The following is a 17137-nucleotide window of genomic DNA, read 5'->3' on the forward strand; positions in this document are numbered from 1 at the left end:
GGGGGGGGCGGCCCTCCCGCCGCCCCCCCGCCCCCGCGTTGGGACGACCTAGCGGTTACGCGCCGCGGCGGCGCCGGACGGCGGCGTGGAGGACGCCTCCGCCGAGCAGCAGCGTCCCGCCCGCGGCGGCGGCGAGGAGCGCCTCGGTGCCGGTCGGGGGCAGTTCGGGCAGCCGGTCGTTGTCGATGGTCAGCACGAGCTGACCGTTCCCACCGATCCGGATCTTCACCTCGGTGACCGGGTCGGCCGGCAGGCGGTAGCCCTTCGGGGCGCCGGTCTCCTTGACCAGGTAGTGGCCGGGAGCCCGGTCGCCGAAGTCGCAGCTGCCGTCCGCCCCGGTGGTGCAGGCCCGGCCGAGCCGCTCCTCCCGCTCACCGGTGCGGTGCCAGAGCTCGAACACCGCGCCGGGGAGCCGCCGGTGGCTCCGGCGGTCCTGCTTGACGATGCGCAGCCCGCCGGGCAGCGGCCGGTCGACGGCGGTGGTGCCGACGCCCTGCCGGTGGTTGTCGGCGGTGAGCGCCAGCGGCCCGAAGACCGCCGGGTCGGGCAGCTGGTAGCCGTGCGGCGCCCGGATCTCCTGCCAGTAGTAGGTGCCCAGCGGCACCACCGTGCTGCACCGTCCGTCGCCGCCCGTGGTGCAGGGCGCGCCCACCTTGCTGCCGCCGTTGGCCGGGTCGCCGCTCCAGAGCTGGAACTCGGCGCCGGAGAGCGGGTTGCCGGCCGGGTCGGTCTTGGTCACGCCGACCTGGCCGGTGGGCACCTCCTCGGGCTGGTCGACGACGGTGACGCTCACCCCGGCGGCCGCGTTGGCGTCCGTCAGCGTCAGCGGGCCGAGGACGGCCGGGTCCGGGAGCCGGTAGCCCTCCGGCGCCTTGGTCTCCTCCCAGTAGTACGTCCCCGGGCCGGCGGCTGCGGTGCAGACGCCGTCGGCGCCCGTGGTGCAGGGACTCCCCACCTTCGTACCACCGTTCGCCGGGTCACCGCTCCACAGCTGGAAGACGGCGCCGGCGAGGGGCTTGCCGGCCGGGTCGGTCTTGGACACGCTGACCTGGCCCCTGGTGGGCTGGTCGACGGCGGTGAGGGTGACCCCGGCGGCGGCGTTGGCGTCGCTCAGGACGAGCGGGCCGAAAACCGCCGGATCCGGCAGCCGGAAACCGGGCGGGGGCTTGGTCTCCTGCCAGTAGTACGTCCCGACGGTGACGGTCGCGGAGCAGCGCCCGTCGGCAGCGGTGGTGCAGGAACTGCCCACCTTCGTACCGCCGTTGGCCGGGTCACCGCTCCACAGCTGGAACTCCGCACCCGCCAGCGGCTTGCCGTCCGGGTCGGTCTTGAGCACGCTGACCTGACCGCGGGTCGGCTGGTCCACCGCGGTGGCCGACACGCCCGCCGCCGCGTTCTCGTCGCTGAGGACGAGCGGCCCGAACACCGCCGGGTCGGGCAGCTGGAAACCGGTCGGCGGCTTGGTCTCCTCCCAGTAGTACGTCCCGGCGGTGACGGTCGCCGAGCAACGCCCGTCACCCGCCGTCGTGCAGGAACTGCCCACCTTCGTACCGCCGTTGGCCGGATCGCCCTGCCACAACTGGAAGACGGCTCCGGCGAGCGGCTTGCCGTCCGGGTCGGTCTTGAGCACCGACACCTGCCCCCGGGTCGGCTGGTCCACGGCCGTGACCGTCAGCCCGGCCGCCGCGTTGGCGTCCGTCAGCCGCAGCGGCCCGAACACGGCCGGGTCGGGCAGCTGGAAGCCGGTCGGCGCCTTGGTCTCCTCCCAGTAGTACGTCCCCGGCGGGACGGTGGCCGAGCACGTACCATCGGCGCCAGTGGTGCAGGAACCACCCACCTTCGTACCGCCGTTGGCCGGGTCACCGCTCCACAGCTGGAACACCGCACCGGCGAGTGGCCTGCCGCTCGGGTCGGTCTTCACCACGCTGACCCGCCCGAGGATCGGCTGGTCCACGGCCGTGGTCGACACGCCCGCCGCCGCGTTCTCGTCGGTCAGCGTGAGCGGCCCGAACACCGGCCGGTCCGGCAGGTGGTGCCCGGCGGGGGCCTGGGTCTCCTCCCAGTAGTACGTGCCGACCCGCACGGTGACGGAGCAGGTGCCGTCCGCCCCCGTGGTGCACGGAGCTCCGACCTTGGTGCCGCCGTTGGCTGGGTCGCCCTGCCAGAGCTGGAACACCGCGCCGGACAGCGGCTTGCCGTCCGGGTCGGTCTTGAGCACCGACACCCGGCCGAGGATCGGCCGGTCCACGGCGGTGACGCTCTGTCCGCCGGTGGCGTTCTCGTCGGTGATCGTCAGCGGCCCGAACAGGGCGGGCTTGGGCAGCTGGTACCCGGCGGGCGCCTTGGTCTCCTCCCAGTAGTACGAACCCGGGCCGACCTCGGCGGCGCAGAGCCCGTCGGCGCCGGTGGTGCACGGGTTGCCGACCTTCACCCCGCCGTTCGCCGGGTCACCCCGCCACAGCTGGAACACCGCACCGGCGAGCGGCGCGCCGCCCGGATCGGTCTTCACCACGCTGACCCGCCCCCGGGTCGGCTGGTCCACCGCCGTGACGGTCATCCCGGCGGCCGCGTTGGCGTCGGTGATCGTGAGCGGGCCGAAGACGGCAGGCTTGGGCAGCTGGTACCCGGCCGGGGCCTGGGTCTCCTCCCAGTAGTACGAACCCGGGCCGACCAGCTCCGAGCAGGTCCCGTCGGTGCCGGTGATGCACGGGCCGCCGACCTTGCTGCCACCGTTGGCCGGGTCGCCCTTCCACAGCTGGAACACCGCGCCGGGGAGCGGGTTGCCGTCCGGGTCCGCCTTGAGCACCCGGACCCGCCCCCGGGTGGGCTGGTCCACCGCGGTGGCCGAGACGCCCGCCGTGGCGTTGTCGTCGGTCAGCTCCAGCGGGCCGAACACGGCCGGTTCCGGCAACTGGTAACCGACCGGGGCCTGGGTCTCCTCCCAGTAGTACGAACCCGGGCCGACGGCGGCCGCGCAGATCCCGTCAGCGCCCGTGCTGCACGGGCCGCCGACCTTCACCCCGCCGTTCGCCGGGTCACCCCGCCACAGCTGGAACACCGCACCGGACAAGGGCACACCGCCCGGGTCGGTCTTGAGCACCGACACCCGCCCGACGGTCGGCTGGTCGACAGCCGTCACGGTGAGGCCGGCGGCGGCGTTCGCGAGGGTGAGGTCGAGCGGCCCGAACACGGCAGGCTTGGGCAACTGGTACCCGGCGGGCGCCTTGGTCTCCTCCCAGTAGTACGAACCCGGCAGCACGGTGGCCGAGCAGCGCCCGTCACCACCGGTGGTGCACGGGTCGCCGACCTTCGTCCCGCCGTTCGCCGGATCGCCCCGCCACAGCTGGAACACCGCCCCGGAGAGCGCCTTGCCGTCCGGGCCGGTCTTCGCCACGGACACCTGGCCGCGAACGGGCTGGTCGACGGCGGTGGTGCTCACGCCCGTCCGGTAGTTGGTTTCGGTCAGCTCCAGCGGCCCGAACACGGCCGGGTCCGGCAGCTGGAAGCCGGGCGGCGGGGCGGTCTCCTGCCAGTAGTAGGTGCCGAGCGGGACGGTGCTGGTGCACTTGCCGTCGGCGCCCGTGGTGCACGGGTCACCGACCTTCGTCCCGCCGTTCGCCGGATCGCCCTGCCAGAGCTGGAACACCGCCCCGGAGAGCGGTCCGCCCTCCGGATCGGTCTTGAGCACGCTGACGGCGCCTTCGGCCTGGTGGAAGCCGAAGTCGTAGGTGTGGTTGTTCTCGCCCGGTCCGCCGGTGGTGAGCGAGTACTCGGGGAACCGGCCGCCGGGCGGGACGACGCCCTTGCTGTCGACGAACCGGTTGCTGCCCGCGTCGGGGACGGTCGGCACCCAGCGGAACAGCGGCCCGCCGGAGGCGTAGTCGGCCGGGTCGTCGATGCGGATGGTGTACGCGGTGCGGGGTTTGAGGCCGCCGGGCACGTTGGTGTCGTCGAAGTAGTACTCGCCGCGCGCAGTGGTCTTCGTGGTCGCGACCAGCTTGCCGGCGGCGTCGTACAGGTTGACGGTGGCACCCGGGACGGGCGGCTCGCCCGGATCCTGGATGCCGTTCTTGTTGGTGTCGTACCAGACCCGGTTGCCGATCTGCAGCGGCGCCTCGTCGCAGAGGACTTCGAGGTCGGCCATCGAACCGGCCTTGCCGAAGGAGCCGGTCAGCTGGTTGCCGACGCCGTCGCTGTTGACTCCGGTGCGGGGGAAGAACCCGGTGCCGCCGGTGTAGACGTTGGCGGTCGGGTCCATCGTGGAGGAGGCGATGGAGGTTTCGACCTTGGACAGCGCGATGCCGGAGAAGGCCGCGTTGTAGTGGTAGACGGTGCGCTGGGTGTCGTAGAACTTGTTGCCGCGGCCGGTCTTCCCGCAGCCGCCGTTGGTGTCCAGCACGAACTTCCCGTCGGGGCCCGGGCAGGCCCGGTTGAGGTCGCCGCCGGAGGCCACCGAGGTGAGCCTGGTGTCCGTGGCCGACATCCGGGCGTTGACTCCGATCTGGTCGGCGAACCGGTCCCGGAAGCCGAGGATCATGTTGCCGTCGGTGTCGACCACGATGTCGCCCAGGATCGGCTGGGGATAGCCGTTCAGGCCCCCGGAACAGGTCTTGCCGTCCTGGGTGTTGCGCCACACGTCGGACCAGGTGTACCAGCCGGTGCCCTGGCAGGCGGTGAGCGTGTAGGTGGGCTGCCGGGGGTAGTCGAGCTTCTGGTCCAGCACGGTGCCGGTGAAGGCGCCCCCGGCCGGGTCGAAGGTCTGGACGACGGCCCGCAGGTCGGCCCGGCTGCCGGTGCTCTCGCCGGAGCAGGTGCCCCCGACGTACACGGTGCCGTCCTGCACGCCCAGGCCGTACGGGCGCCAGTCGCCCGCCGCGGGGCAGCCCGGGTCGGGGACGGTGTAGACGGCCTTGGGGGCGGCGGCGGTGCGCTGGGTGGCGTCGTAGCGGTACAGCCTGCGGTCGTTGAGGTTGACGACGTAGAGGTCCTTGCCGTCCTCGCTGACCTCGACGTCGCCGAGCGACTCCTTGGCGACGGTGCCCATGAAGTTCGCGTCGCCCGCCGTGGCGAGGTCGTGCTTGGTGGTGCCGGCGTTGGGGACGGTGGTGAACAGCGCGGTGGCGCCGGTCGCCCGGTCGGTCAAGTAGACCGCGCCCTGGCCGCCCGGCCCGTAGTCGGCGCCGCGGTGGGCGTGGGCGCCGGAGAAGATCCACTTCTTCTGCTTGCTCCACCCGATGCCGTACACCGCACCGGTCTGGTCGGCCGTCGCCCGGTCGGTGGTCTGGTTGTTGTTCCCGCGCGCGTTGTACGGGAACTCGACCAGGGTGCGGGCGAAGGCGCCGGCGGTCGGCGGCTGGACGCACGCGGTGACCAGCGGGGCGTTCTTCTGGCAGTAGTCGCCGGGGTTCCACAGCGCCGTGGTGTAGGAGACGCTCTTCCCGGCGGAGAGGTCGACGAACTCCTCGGTGCTGCTGAGCTGGCGCGGGGCGCCGGTCAGGCCCTGCCGGGAGGCGAAGGCGGAGAACAGCAGGCCGGGCTTGGGGTTGATCACCTGGACCCGGTACTTGCCGCCCTTGAGCGGGCTGCCGTTCGGGTTCAGCGTGACGGTGCCGTCGGCCGCGGTGGCGCCGGTGATGGTCGCCCCCGCGTCATCGGTCAGGTCGACCGTCACCCCGGCCATGCCCGGCTCCAGCACCGGATCGTAGACCCCGCTCGCGTCGACCGCGCGGACCACCCGGACGGTGACCGCGCCGTCGCCGGCGTCGGCGGCGGCCCGGCCCGTCACCAGGCCCGGTACGGCGGCGCAGACGGCCAGGGCGGCCACTCCGGCGAGCGGCCGGCGGAGCCGACGCAGCTGTGAGGGCGGTCGGGAGGGGGGCGATTCCGCGCTCCCGTCATATTCTCGCACTGTTATCACCATTCAATTTCCCGGACGGAAATCCAACGTGATAAACGTGCCGCAGATGATCGACCGAATGTGACTGCACAGTGCCGTGCCGTCAATGCGGAGCGGTATTTCACTCACTCGGACGGGTGGCAGGCGCCATGGTCCGACGCCTCCGGAGAACCGGCCGTGCACACCCGAAGCGCACTCGATCTCCGCAGAAGCCCCGCGCGGGACGGCTGTCGCGACGGGGGCGGATCTGCGTACGCTCCGCAGACACCCGTCGCGGTACGCGGGCACCTACGGAAGATCGAATGAGTTACTGCACGTTCTGCCAACGGCACCTCAACGGCGCCTTGTCCTGCCCCGGCTGCGGGCGGCCCGCGGAGGCGCTCCCCCAGGAGGCGCCGGACCACCCGGCCGCGCCCCCGGCCATCGTGGCGCCCCCGGTCCGGCGGACCCGGCGGCGGTCGAAGCGGCGGCGCGGCGCCCTGCTCGGCCTGGTCGCGCTCGGCGTGGTGGCGGGCGGGCTGACCACCGCGGTGGTGGCCTTCGGCGAGGGCGACGGCACGGCCGCCCCGCTCCCGTCGAGCGGGACGACGGCGCCCGCGTCGACCGCCGCGCCCTCCACGCCCGGCTCTGCGGGCGTCCCCACGACGGCCCCGGCCGCGCCGGGCACGACGAGCGCCCCGGCGCAGCCGTCGGCCACCACCGCCCGGCCCAGCGCGACGCGGACGACCGCCACCCCGTCCCGCCCGGCCACGTCGACCGAGCAGCCGACCGCCCCCCAGCCCGCGCCGCCCACCACGGCGCCGACCACCGGGCGCTCCCCCGGCCCGACCACGCCCTCCCCCACACCCTCCGCGACGCCGACCTGCAAGCCGGTCCTCTTCTGGTGCACCTGAGCCCGCCGGGAGCCGTTGAGGGGGCGGCGGGGACAGGCCCCCGCCGCCCTCTCAACCGATCAGGACGGGGTCCGAATCCGGGCGGCGCCCTTCGCGCGGTCTCCGGCCTCCTGCTGCACCGCCGCTCCCTTCGCGGTCGAGCCGCCGGTGCCCCCACGGTCAGGCCGCCGGCGACGTTGACCAGCGCGTACGTGCTGCCGGTGAGGTCGAACGCCCACCGCTGATCGGCGCCGCCGGTCGACGGCCACTGGATGACCGCTCCGCCTCCGGAGCCCCGTACATCGCCGCCGCGGTGAAACTTTCACCGGTGGAACCGCCCCCACCGGCCGTTGTCCCAGGTCTTCCGGAGCGGGGCCCGCGAATTCCTTGACAGGTGGCGGTCACTGATGCACCGTCATCAGTCCGAAACATCCCCGACACACGAGCAGGTGCCCGACCCTGGTTCCCGACCCCGAATGTGAACGCTCACATAGGCCGGGAACGAGCCGCCGGGCAGCCGGACGCGCCTGCTCGCCCACCACCACCCGTCGACACTTCCCCGGAGAAGAGGCCCCCTTGCTGCGCTCCCGGCACCTGAAGACCCGCCTGCTCGCCTCAGTCCTGGCCATCGGCGCCGCGCTCGGGGCGAACCTGGCCACCGCGCCCCAGGCCGGCGCCGCCTCGTTGACCCGGATCGCCGACTTCGGCAACAACCCGACCGGCCTCCAGATGTACGTGTACGTGCCGAACAGCGTCAAAGCCCACCCGCCGGTCCTGCTGGCGATGCACGGCTGCCAGGGCAACGGCCCGTACATGTACTCCAGCACCGACTTCGGCGGGCTGGCCGACCGGTACGGCTTCGTCGTCATCTACCCGTCGAGCAACCCCGCCGGCAGCTGCTGGGACGTCTCCTCCGACCAGGCGCTGCGGCGCGGCGGCGGCAGCGACCCGGTCGGGCTGATGTCGATGATCACGTACGTCGAGCAGCACTACAACGGGAACCGCGACGCCGTGTACGTCACCGGCGAGTCGTCGGGCGGGATGATGACCAACGTCATGCTCGCCGACTACCCGGACGTGTTCAAGGCGGGCGCCGCCTTCATGGGCGTGCCGTACCACTGCTTCTACACGGGCACCGTGCGCGGCTGGAACGGCCCCTGCGCCGGGGGCAACGTCACCATGACCGCGCAGCAGTGGGGCGACCTGGTGCGCCGTGCCGATCCCGGCTACACCGGGCCGCGCCCCCGGGTGCAGCTGTGGCACGGCACCAACGACACGATCCTGAACTACCGCAACCTGGGCGAGGAGACCAAGGAGTGGACGAACGTCCTCGGGGTGGGCCAGAACCCCTCGTCGACTGACTCCCCGGCCGCCAACTGGAACCGGGCCCGGTACAACGACCGCTCCGGCAGGACCCAGGTCGAGACCTACGGCATCTCCGGCGCCGGGCACGAACTGCCGGTCAAGGGCACGCAGATGGCCGCCGACGCCGTCCACTTCATGGGCTTGGACTCCGCCGGCGCCACCCGAGCCTCCTGATCCCGCCACGGCCGGGCCGACCACCTCTCGGCCCGGCCGGTCAGACCCGCTGCCGCAGCGCAGCGTGAAGGGAGAGCACATGTCACGCAGATCCCCGTTCGCGCCCCTGGCGGCCCTGGTGGCCCTCGTCATGGCCGTGTTCGGCCTGGTTCCGGGCACCGCCACGGCCGCCTCCCCGGTCACGGCCGCCGCGGGCGCGGTCGCCGCGGGCACCGGCGGCTGCGGCGGCGCACCGCTGGCGAGCGGCACCCACACGATCAACAGCGGCGGCCAGAACCGCACGTACATCCTGCGGGTCCCTGCCGGGTACGACCGCAACCACCCCTACCGGCTGGTCTTCGGGTTCCACTGGCGGGGCGGCACCGCCGACCAGGTCGACTCCGGCGGCACCGACGGCTACAACTGGTCCTACTACGGCCTCCGGAAGCTGGCGGACGCCGCCGGCAACGGCACGGTCTTCGTCGCGCCCCAGGGCAACGGCAACGGCTGGGCCAACCCCAACGGGCAGGACCTCGCCTTCGTCGACGACATGGTCCGCCAGCTCGAAGCCGGCCTGTGCATCGACCAGAGCCAGCTCTTCGCCGGGGGTTTCAGCTACGGCGGCGCGATGAGCTACGCGATCGCCTGTGCCCGGCCGACGGTCTTCCGCGCGGTCGCGGTCTACTCGGGCGCGAACCTCAGCGGCTGCAACGGCGGGACGCAGCCGATCGCCTACATGGGGCTGCACGGCCTCCGGGACAACGTCCTGGGCATCGACGGCGGGCGGGCCCTGCGCGACCAGTTCGTCCGGAACAACGGCTGCAACGCGCAGAACCCGCCCGAGCCGGCGTACGGCAGCCTGACGCACGTCGTCACCGCCTACTCGGGGTGCAGGTCCGGGTATCCGGTGGTCTGGGCCGCGTTCGACGGGGCGGGCCACGACCCGGGCCCGATCGACGGCTGCACCTGCGACGGCTGGCGGACCTGGACGTCCGGTGAGGTGTGGAAGTTCTTCGGCCAGTTCGGCTCCTCCACCCCCACTCCGCCGTCCGGCGGCAGCCAGCAGATCGTGGGCCAGGCCTCGGGCCGCTGCGTGGACATCAACCAGTCCTCCACCGCCAACGGTACCCAGGCCCAGTTGTGGGACTGCAACGGCGGCACCAACCAGCGGTGGACCTCCACGGCGGGCAAGCAGCTCACGGTCTACGGCACCAAGTGCCTGGCCGCCGCGGGCACCGGCAACGGCGCAGCGGCGGTGATCTCGGACTGCACCGGCGGGGCCGACCAGCAGTGGAACCTCGGCTCCGACGGCACCATCACCGGGGTGCAGTCGGGCCTGTGCCTGGACGCTTCCGGCACGGGCACGGCGAACGGGACGAAGATCCAGCTCTGGGCCTGCTCGGGCGCGGGCAACCAGCACTGGACCCCGCGCAGCTGAAACAACGCCGCACGGCCGGTCCCGCCAGGGTGCGGGACCGGCCGTACGGCATCCGCCGTTACGGCGCGAGCGGGTGGACGGTGAGGGTCGGGTGCAGCCGCCGGGTGTGGTCGACCGGGCGGACCGGACCGGTGAGCCGCAGCGGCGCGGTGAGCCGGTGGTCGGTGCTGGAGGCGGAGATCCGCAGCTCCAGGGCGCCGGGTTCGACGATCCGCCGGCCGTCGCGGCCGGTGAAGGAGGCCAGGTCGGCGGGGACGGTCAGCTCCACCCGGCAGCCCGCGCCGGCGTCCAGCGGGATCCGGCGGTAGCCGACCAGCCGCTGCACCGGCTGGACGACGGAGGCCACCGGGTCGTGGAGGTAGAGCTGCACCACCTCGGTGCCCGCCCGGGTGCCGGTGTTGTGCAGCTCGAAGGCCAGCCGGAACGCGCCGTCGGTGCCCGTCTCGGCGGTCGCCACCGCGAGGGCGGACCAGCTGAACTCGCTGTAGCCGAGCCCGTGGCCGAAGCCGAAGGCCGGAGTCGGGTCGGTGCTGGAGACCCCGCCGGCCTGGGCCAGCCGGGCGGCCAGGTAGGTGGAGGGCTGGACCCCGGGGTGGGAGGGGACGGAGACGGGCAGCCGCCCGGACGGGTTGACCCGGCCGCTGAGCACCCCGGCGAGCGCCCTCGTCCCGGCCTCGCCGGGGAAGAAGCACTGGACGATCCCGGCCGCCTCGGTGACAGCACGGCCCAGCGCGTACGGCCGCCCCGCCAGCAGGGCGACCACCGCGGGCGTCCCGACGTCCAGCACCGCCTCCAGCAACTCCCTCTGCTTGCCGGGAAGTTCGAGCGACTCGACGTCGCAGCCCTCGCCGCTGGTGCCGCGCCCGAACAGCCCGGCCCGGTCGCCCAGGGCGAGCACCACCACATCGGCCCAGCGGGCGGCCTCGACCGCCTCGGCGAGGCCGGCGGTCTCCTCGCCGTCGACCGTCACGCCGAGCACCGTACGCAGCTCGGCGCCCTCGAACTCCGCCGCCAATGCCTCGCGGAGGGTGGGGAGTTCGATGCCGAGCGGCGTCCCGGGGTGCTGGCTGCCGACGTGCACCGGGAAGGAGTAGCAGCCGAGCACCGCGGTGGGCTCCTCGGCGTTCGGGCCGATCAGCGCGATCCGGGCGGGGCTACGCAGCGGCAGCAGGCCGTTGTTGCGCAGCAGCACCACGGCCTGCTCGGCGAGGGCGGCAGCGAGCGCGCGGTTGGCGGGCCGGTCCAGGTCGACCAGGCCGCGCAGCGCCGCCGGCTCGCTCGGGTCGGCATCGGCGAGGGCGGCCGGGACCGGGCTCCAGTCGGGGTCCAGCAGCCCGAGTTCGGCCTTCTGGACGAGGACCCGGCGCAGCGCCCGGTCGATCAGCCGCTCCGGGACGCTGCCCGCCACGACGGCGTCGAACAGCGGCTGTCCGTAGGCGTCGACGGTCGGCAGTTCGACGTCGACTCCCCCGGCCAGGGCGAGCCCGGCGGCATCGGAGCGGTCCTCGGCCACGCCGTGCAGGGTGGCGAGGAAGGCGATCCCGAAGTAGTCGGCGACGACCGTGCCGGTGAACCCCCAGGTGTCCCGGAGCAGTCCGGTGAGCAGGGCCTGGTCGGCGGCGGAGGGGAGGCCGTCGGTGTCGGTGTAGGCGGGCATCACCGAACGGGGCCGGCCTTCCCGCACGGCCATCTCGAAGGGCGGCAGGATGACGTCGGCGCGCTCGCGCGGGCCCATCGAGACGGGGGCCAGGTTGCGTCCGGCGCGGGAGGCGGAGTACCCGGCGAAGTGCTTGAGGGTGGCGACGATCCCGGCCGACTCCAGGCCCTGGACGTACGCGGTGGCGATGGAGCCGACCAGGTACGGGTCCTCGCCGATGGTCTCCTCCACCCGGCCCCAGCGGGCGTCGCGAACCACGTCGAGCACCGGGGCCAGGCCCTGGTGCACGCCGACGGAGCGCATGTCGCGGCCGATCGCGGCGGCCATCCGCCGGACCAGCTCCGGGTTGAAGGCGGCGCCCCAGGACAGCGGGACGGGGTACGCCGTGGCCCCCCAGGCGGCGAAGCCGGCCAGGCACTCCTCGTGGGCCAGGGCCGGGATGCCGAAGCGGTTGGCGGCGACGATCCGCTGCTGGGTGCGCAGCAGCGAGAGTGCGCCGAGCGCCGGGTCGACCGGGACGGTGCCGAACGGCCGGGTCAGCTGGCCGAGTCCGAAGGGCAGCAGGGTGCCGAGGTCGGGTGGCGGCTGCATCTCGTGCTGGTGGGGGGCGACTTCGTCGCCGTCGGCGTCGGCGCCGACCCAGACCCCGAACAGTTGGGCGGTCTTCTCCCGCAGGGTCATCGCCGCGATCAGGGCGTCGGCCCGGGCCTCAGGCGTGAGCGCGGTGTCTCGCCAGGGGGGCGCGGACTCGGGGTTCCGGTGGTCGTTCATTTTCCTCCGACCCCCGTCAGGCCCTGGACCAGGGCGCGGCGGGCAAACAGGTAGACGACGAAGACGGGGAGCATGGACAGCACCACGGCGCTGAGCAGTCCGGGCACGTCCACGCCGTGCTCGGTCTGGAAGTCGTACAGGCCGAGGGTGATGACCTTGGTGGAGTCGGACTGGGTGAGGATCAGCGGGAAGAGGAAGCCGTTCCAGGCCTGGAGGGCGGCGAAGACCGTGATCGAGGACAGTCCGCCCTTGGACAGCGGGAGCACCAGCTGGCGGAACATCCGCGCCGGGGAGGCGCCGTCCATCGCCATCGCCTCGTACAGCTCGGGGCTGATGTCGCGCATCGCACCGGTCAGCACCAAGGTGCAGACCGGCAGGCAGAAGGCCGCGGTCGGCAGGATGATGCCGAGCAGGTGGTCGTACAGGCCGGTCTTGCTGATGACGTAGAACATCGGCACGATCACCGCCTGGGCCGGGATCGCCAGCCCGAGCAGGAACAGCCGGAACACCCAGCCGGTCGCCCGGCCGCGGGCGCGCACGATGGCGTAGGCGAGCGGCGGGACGACCAGCAGCACGATGGCGACCACGCCGGCGGTGACGGTCAGGGTGTTGAGGAAGTCCCGGCCGAAGCCGGAGGAGAGGTCGGTCAGGTAGTTCTGCACGGTCCACTGCTTGGGCAGGCTGAGCGGGCCCTCGGTGGAGTAGTCCGCGCGGGTGCGGAAGGTGGCGATCAGCAGCACGTACAGCGGCAGGCCGACCAGCACCAGCCACACCAGGGAGCCGAAACCGGCCAGCACGTTCGGGCGTTCGCGCATCACAGACCCTCCGCCGTACCACGCATCCGGTCGTAGCCGGAGAGCCGGACCAGCACGAGCGAGATCAGGGTGGCGACCACCACGAGGACCAGCGCGACGGCCGAGCCGGTGCCGAAGTCGAAGCTCTTGAAGGCCTTCTGGTACATGTAGTAGGAGCTGACGGTGGTGTCCGTGCCGGGGCCGCCCTGGGTGAGGATCAGCACCGTGTCGAAGGTGGTCAGGCCGCCGACCACCATGAGGATCGTCGAGGTGATGACGGTGTTGCGCAGCTGCGGCAGGGTGATGTGGAGGAACTGCCGCACCCGGCCCGCCCCGTCGACGGCCGCGGCCTGGTAGAGCACCTGGGGGATGGCCCGGGCGCCGCCCTGGTAGATCAGCGCGTGCAGCGGCGTGAACTGCCACACGCCGACGAAGGTCAGCACCCCGATCGCCCCGCCCTTGGTGCCGAGCAGGTTGCCGTCGCCGAACAGCCAGGTGAGTTCGGCCGGTACGCCGAAGTTGGGGTCGAGGACGGCCCGCCAGACCACCGAGACGGCGGTCGCGGAGAGCAGCAGCGGCACGAAGTAGACGGCCGAGAGCACGGCCCGGTTGCGCTGCTTCCCGGCGGCCCAGACGCCGATCAGGATGCTGACCGGCGTCTGGGTCACCACGCCGAGGGCGGTCAGCAGCAGGGTGGTCCAGACGGACTGGAGCATCACCGGGTCGTGGAACAGCGCGGTCCAGTTGTCCAGGCCGTTGAAGTGCGGGTCGCCGATGCCGTCCCAGCTGGTGAAGGAGAGCACGGCGACCAGCAGCAGCGGCAGCAGCGCGAACATCCCGAAGAAGACCGCGGCCGGCAGCGCCCAGACGAGTCCCGGGCGGGTCGACCCGGCTCCGCGCCCGGTGGCGCGCGTCATGACGTCGGCAAGGCCTGCATGGCCTTGATGAAGCCGTCGGCGTCGAGTGCGCCGTTGAAGAACTGCTGGACCGCGGTGTGCATCGGGGTCATGGCGCTCGGCGGGTAGGCCTGGTCCCAGGAGAGCTGGAACGAAGGGGCGTCCTTGACCAGTTTGTACTGGTCCTTGGAGTAGCCGGGGCTGGCGGAGAGGTCGAAGTGGTCGGGGGTGTTGGTGGTGGTCGGCAGGTTGCCGATGGCCAGCTGGGCCTTCACGAACTCGTCGGAGTACATCAGTTTGAGGAAGGCCGCGACTTCCACCGGGTGCTTGGTCCGCTTGAGCACGGAGTAGAAGTTGTTGGTGTTGCCGACGACGTCGGCCGGGTCGCCCTTGCCGCCGCTCACGGTGGGGAAGCCGGTGTAGCCGAGGCCGGTCCTGGCGAAGTCCGGGTTGGCGTCCTGCTGGGTGGAGTAGTACCAGGAGCCCATCAGCTCGAAGGCGGCCTTGCCCTTGGCGACCAGCGCCGGGGAACCGCCGTCGGTGAACTTGACGGAGTCGAAGTTGCTCCCGAAGGCCCCGGCGTCGACCAGTTGCTTGAGGGTGGTCAGCGCCTTGCGGCTGTCCTCGCTCGCCCAGGCCTCCTTGTCGCCGCCGATGATCCTCTGGAACAGGCCGGGGCCGGCGATCCGGTCGTAGAGGTACTCGAACCACATCAGGGTGGGCCACTGGTCGCCCCCGCCGAGGGCGATCGGGGTGATGCCCTTGGCCTTCAGGGCCGTGGCGGCGGAGAGGAGCTCGTCCCAGGTCTTCGGCGGGGTGAGTCCCACGTCCGCGAGCACCTTCTTGTTGTGGAACAGCAGCACCGGCTGGGTGCCGCGCATGGGTATCCCGTACGCCTTCTTGTCGATCACCGCCGAGTTGAAGACCGAGGGCAGGAAGTTGTCCTTCAGGCCCGGGTCCTCGGCGATGAAGCCGTCCAACGGCAGCAGCAAGTCCGCTTTGTAGAACGACTGGATCGAGCCGCCGCCCCAGTTGAAGAAGATGTCGGGGGCCCGGGAGCTGTTGATCACGGTCTGCAGCTTCTGCTGGTAGTCCGCGCCGGGGATGGTGTCGAGTACTGCCTTGACCTTGGAGGTCTTGTTGAAGGTCTCGACGATCTGCTTCTCGACCTTGTTGCCGGCGTCGCCGTAGACCAGCACGTGGATCGTGCCCGCTCCGGCGTCGGAGGAGGAGTCGCTGGAGCCGCAGGCGGCGGACGTCCCCAGGACGAGTGCGGTGACCGCGGTGACCGCGGCGAGTCTGGATCGCATATCCTGCCCTCTGTTTCGAATGTTTCGAGCAAGTTGCCGAATGTTGTGGGAAACTTAGAACCGCCCTGACTGCCCGTCAAGAGCACGGACGGGATCGGCGCCAACGGGCCGGCGGGCTAGCATCCGTGCGGTACGGCCCGCCCGCGGCCGTACCGACAGCCACCCACGACGGCGTTCGCCCAGCAGGGGCAGTGCAGGAGGAACCCGTGAACAGAGCGGCCACGCTCGCCGAGATCGCACAGGAGGCCGGAGTCTCCGCGCCGACTGTTTCGAAAGTCCTGAACGGGCGCGCCGACGTCGCCCCCGCTACCCGGGAACGGGTGGAGGAACTGCTGCACCGGTACGGCTACCGGCGGCGGCGCGGCAACCGCCAGACCAGCCCGCTGCTGGAACTGGTCTTCCACGAGCTGGAGAGCGCCTGGGCGGTGGAGGTGATCCGCGGCGTCGAGAACGCCGTCCGCGAGGAGGGCCTCAGCATCGTGCTCTCCGAGTCCGCCGAACGGCACGGCCCCGGCCAGTCCTGGGTGGACGGGGTGCTCGCCCGCCGGCCCACCGGCGTGGTGCTGGTGCTCTCCGACCTGGACCGCGCGCTGCGCGAGCAACTGGCCCGCCGGGACATCCCCTTCGTGGTGATGGACCCGGCCGGCGACCCCGGCCAGGAGGTGCCCGCCGTCGGCACCACCAACTGGGACGGCGGCCTCGCCGCCACCCGGCACCTGCTCGACCTCGGCCACCGCCGGATCGGCCTGATCGGCGGGCCGGCCCGGATGATGTGCAGCCGGGCCCGGGCCGACGGCTACCGGGCCGCACTCGACATGGCGGGCATCCCGTACGACCCGGAGCTGGTCCGCGAGGGCGACTTCCACCACGAGTCCGGGCGCCGACTCGGCCTGGAGCTGCTCGGCCTGCCGGACCGGCCGACCGCGGTGTTCGCCGGCAACGACCTCCAGGCGCTCGGCCTGTACGAGGCCGCCCGCGAACTGGGGCTGCGCATCCCGGAGGACGTCAGCGTGGTCGGCTTCGACGACCTGCCGCTGGCCCGCTGGGTGGGCCCGCCGCTGACCACCGTGCGTCAACCGCTGACCGAGATGGCCGAGACGGCCGCCCACCTGGTGATCGACCTGGCCCGCGGGGTGCGGCCCGGCACCCTGCGGGTGGACCTGGCCACCAGCCTGGTCGAACGCAGCAGCACCGCCCCGCCGCGCAAGGCCGGTTGACGGAGCCGCCGGGCGGGCCGTGCGCCCGTCCGCCCGTCCGCCCGTCCGCCCGTCCGTCCGGTGGAAACCGATTGCGCGGCCGGGACTGGCTCGGCAGGGTGGCCGCATGGCAGAACGAACCGTGGTCGTGGGAGCGGCCGGTGCGGGCAAGACCACGTTGGCACGGGAGTTGGCCGCCCGGGGCGGGGCCCGGCTGACCGACCTCGATTCGCTGTTCTGGGGGCCCGGGTGGAGCCGGCGGCCGGCGGCCGAGTTCCGGGCCGGGGTCGATCGCCTGGCTGCGGGCGGGCGGTGGGTGGTGGCGGGCAGCTACCTGCCGCAGGTCGCGGACGTGCTCTGGCGCCGGGCGGACGTGATGGTGTGGCTGGACCTGCCGCGCCGGGTGTCGTTCGCCCGGGTGGCCCGCAGGACGGCGCGTCAGCTGCTGCGCGGCGAGGAGGTGCTTCCGGGGTGCCGCCAGTCGCTGCGCGCGGTCTGGCGGGACGGCCTGCTCGGCTCGGCGTGGCGCGACCCGGCCCGGTTCCGGGCCGCGGTTCCGGAGCTGCTGAGCCGGCCGGAGTGCCGCCCCGCCCGGGTGGTGCGGCTGCGCTCGACGCGGCAGGTCGAGCGCTGGCTCCGGGCCTCGGGCGGGCCGGACCGGCCCCGACCGGCCCTGGGAGAGAGCGGCGGGGGGGGGGGGCCCCCGCGCCCCCCGGGCGGGCGGGCCCCCCACAACGCCGGCGGCCGGCGGGGGGGCGGCCGCCGGGGGCAGGGGGGGGGGTGGGGCCC

General features: G+C 72.9%; 10 protein-coding genes. 4 read left to right on the top strand and 6 right to left on the bottom strand.

The features are described 5' to 3' along the window. Positions 1-55: 55 nt before the first annotated feature. Positions 56-5824 (bottom strand): SpaA isopeptide-forming pilin-related protein, encoded by a 5769-nt coding sequence (locus ACFWIS_RS38670; RefSeq protein WP_380461795.1) that lies wholly within the window; start codon positions 5822-5824, stop codon positions 56-58. 379 nt (positions 5825-6203) lie between these two features. Further along, entirely contained in the window at positions 6204-6764 is a 561-nt protein-coding gene (locus ACFWIS_RS38675; protein ID WP_380461796.1) for a hypothetical protein, read from the bottom strand. Between the two features lie 580 nt (positions 6765-7344). On the opposite strand from ACFWIS_RS38675, the gene ACFWIS_RS38680 reads away from it, so the two are divergent. Together ACFWIS_RS38680 and ACFWIS_RS38685 are read left to right on the top strand one after the other, a co-directional pair. After that, entirely contained in the window at positions 7345-8307 is a 963-nt protein-coding gene (locus ACFWIS_RS38680; RefSeq protein ID WP_380461797.1) for an alpha/beta hydrolase family esterase, read from the top strand. A gap of 79 nt (positions 8308-8386) precedes the next feature. Then, on the top strand, positions 8387-9724 hold the full coding sequence (locus ACFWIS_RS38685; RefSeq protein ID WP_380461798.1) for a ricin-type beta-trefoil lectin domain protein: 1338 nt from the start codon (positions 8387-8389) through the stop codon (positions 9722-9724). Between the two features lie 58 nt (positions 9725-9782). Here the strand turns inward: ACFWIS_RS38685 and ACFWIS_RS38690 are convergent, their stop codons facing one another. The 4 genes from ACFWIS_RS38690 to ACFWIS_RS38705 are packed head-to-tail and all read right to left on the bottom strand — an operon-like array spanning position 9783 to position 15152. Then, the gene (locus tag ACFWIS_RS38690) at positions 9783-12152 is read right to left on the bottom strand and encodes a beta-glucosidase (RefSeq protein WP_380461799.1); all 2370 of its coding nucleotides are present in this window, start codon (positions 12150-12152) and stop codon (positions 9783-9785) included. Then, complete coding sequence (locus tag ACFWIS_RS38695) at positions 12149-12967, bottom strand: carbohydrate ABC transporter permease (RefSeq protein WP_380461800.1); 819 nt, start codon at positions 12965-12967, stop codon at positions 12149-12151. Before ACFWIS_RS38695 ends, ACFWIS_RS38690 begins: the two co-directional genes overlap by 4 nt. After that, a complete protein-coding gene (locus tag ACFWIS_RS38700; RefSeq protein ID WP_380461801.1) occupies positions 12967-13863 on the bottom strand; it encodes a carbohydrate ABC transporter permease in 897 nt (298 codons plus the stop codon). The genes ACFWIS_RS38695 and ACFWIS_RS38700 overlap by 1 nt, the downstream gene beginning before the upstream one ends. After that, the gene (locus ACFWIS_RS38705; protein WP_380461802.1) at positions 13860-15152 is read right to left on the bottom strand and encodes an ABC transporter substrate-binding protein; all 1293 of its coding nucleotides are present in this window, start codon (positions 15150-15152) and stop codon (positions 13860-13862) included. The genes ACFWIS_RS38700 and ACFWIS_RS38705 overlap by 4 nt, the downstream gene beginning before the upstream one ends. 206 nt (positions 15153-15358) lie before the next feature. Here ACFWIS_RS38705 and ACFWIS_RS38710 point away from each other — a divergent pair, with 206 nt between their 5' ends. Together ACFWIS_RS38710 and ACFWIS_RS38715 are read left to right on the top strand one after the other, a co-directional pair. Continuing rightward, positions 15359-16369 (top strand): LacI family DNA-binding transcriptional regulator, encoded by a 1011-nt coding sequence (locus ACFWIS_RS38710; protein ID WP_380461803.1) that lies wholly within the window; start codon positions 15359-15361, stop codon positions 16367-16369. Positions 16370-16475: 106 nt separating this feature from the next. Further along, a partial coding sequence (locus tag ACFWIS_RS38715) for a hypothetical protein (RefSeq protein WP_380524261.1) occupies positions 16476-17137 on the top strand: 662 nt, incomplete at its 3' end.

Source organism: Kitasatospora sp. NPDC127060 (genome assembly GCF_042724935.1).
GTDB lineage: Bacteria > Actinomycetota > Actinomycetes > Streptomycetales > Streptomycetaceae > Kitasatospora.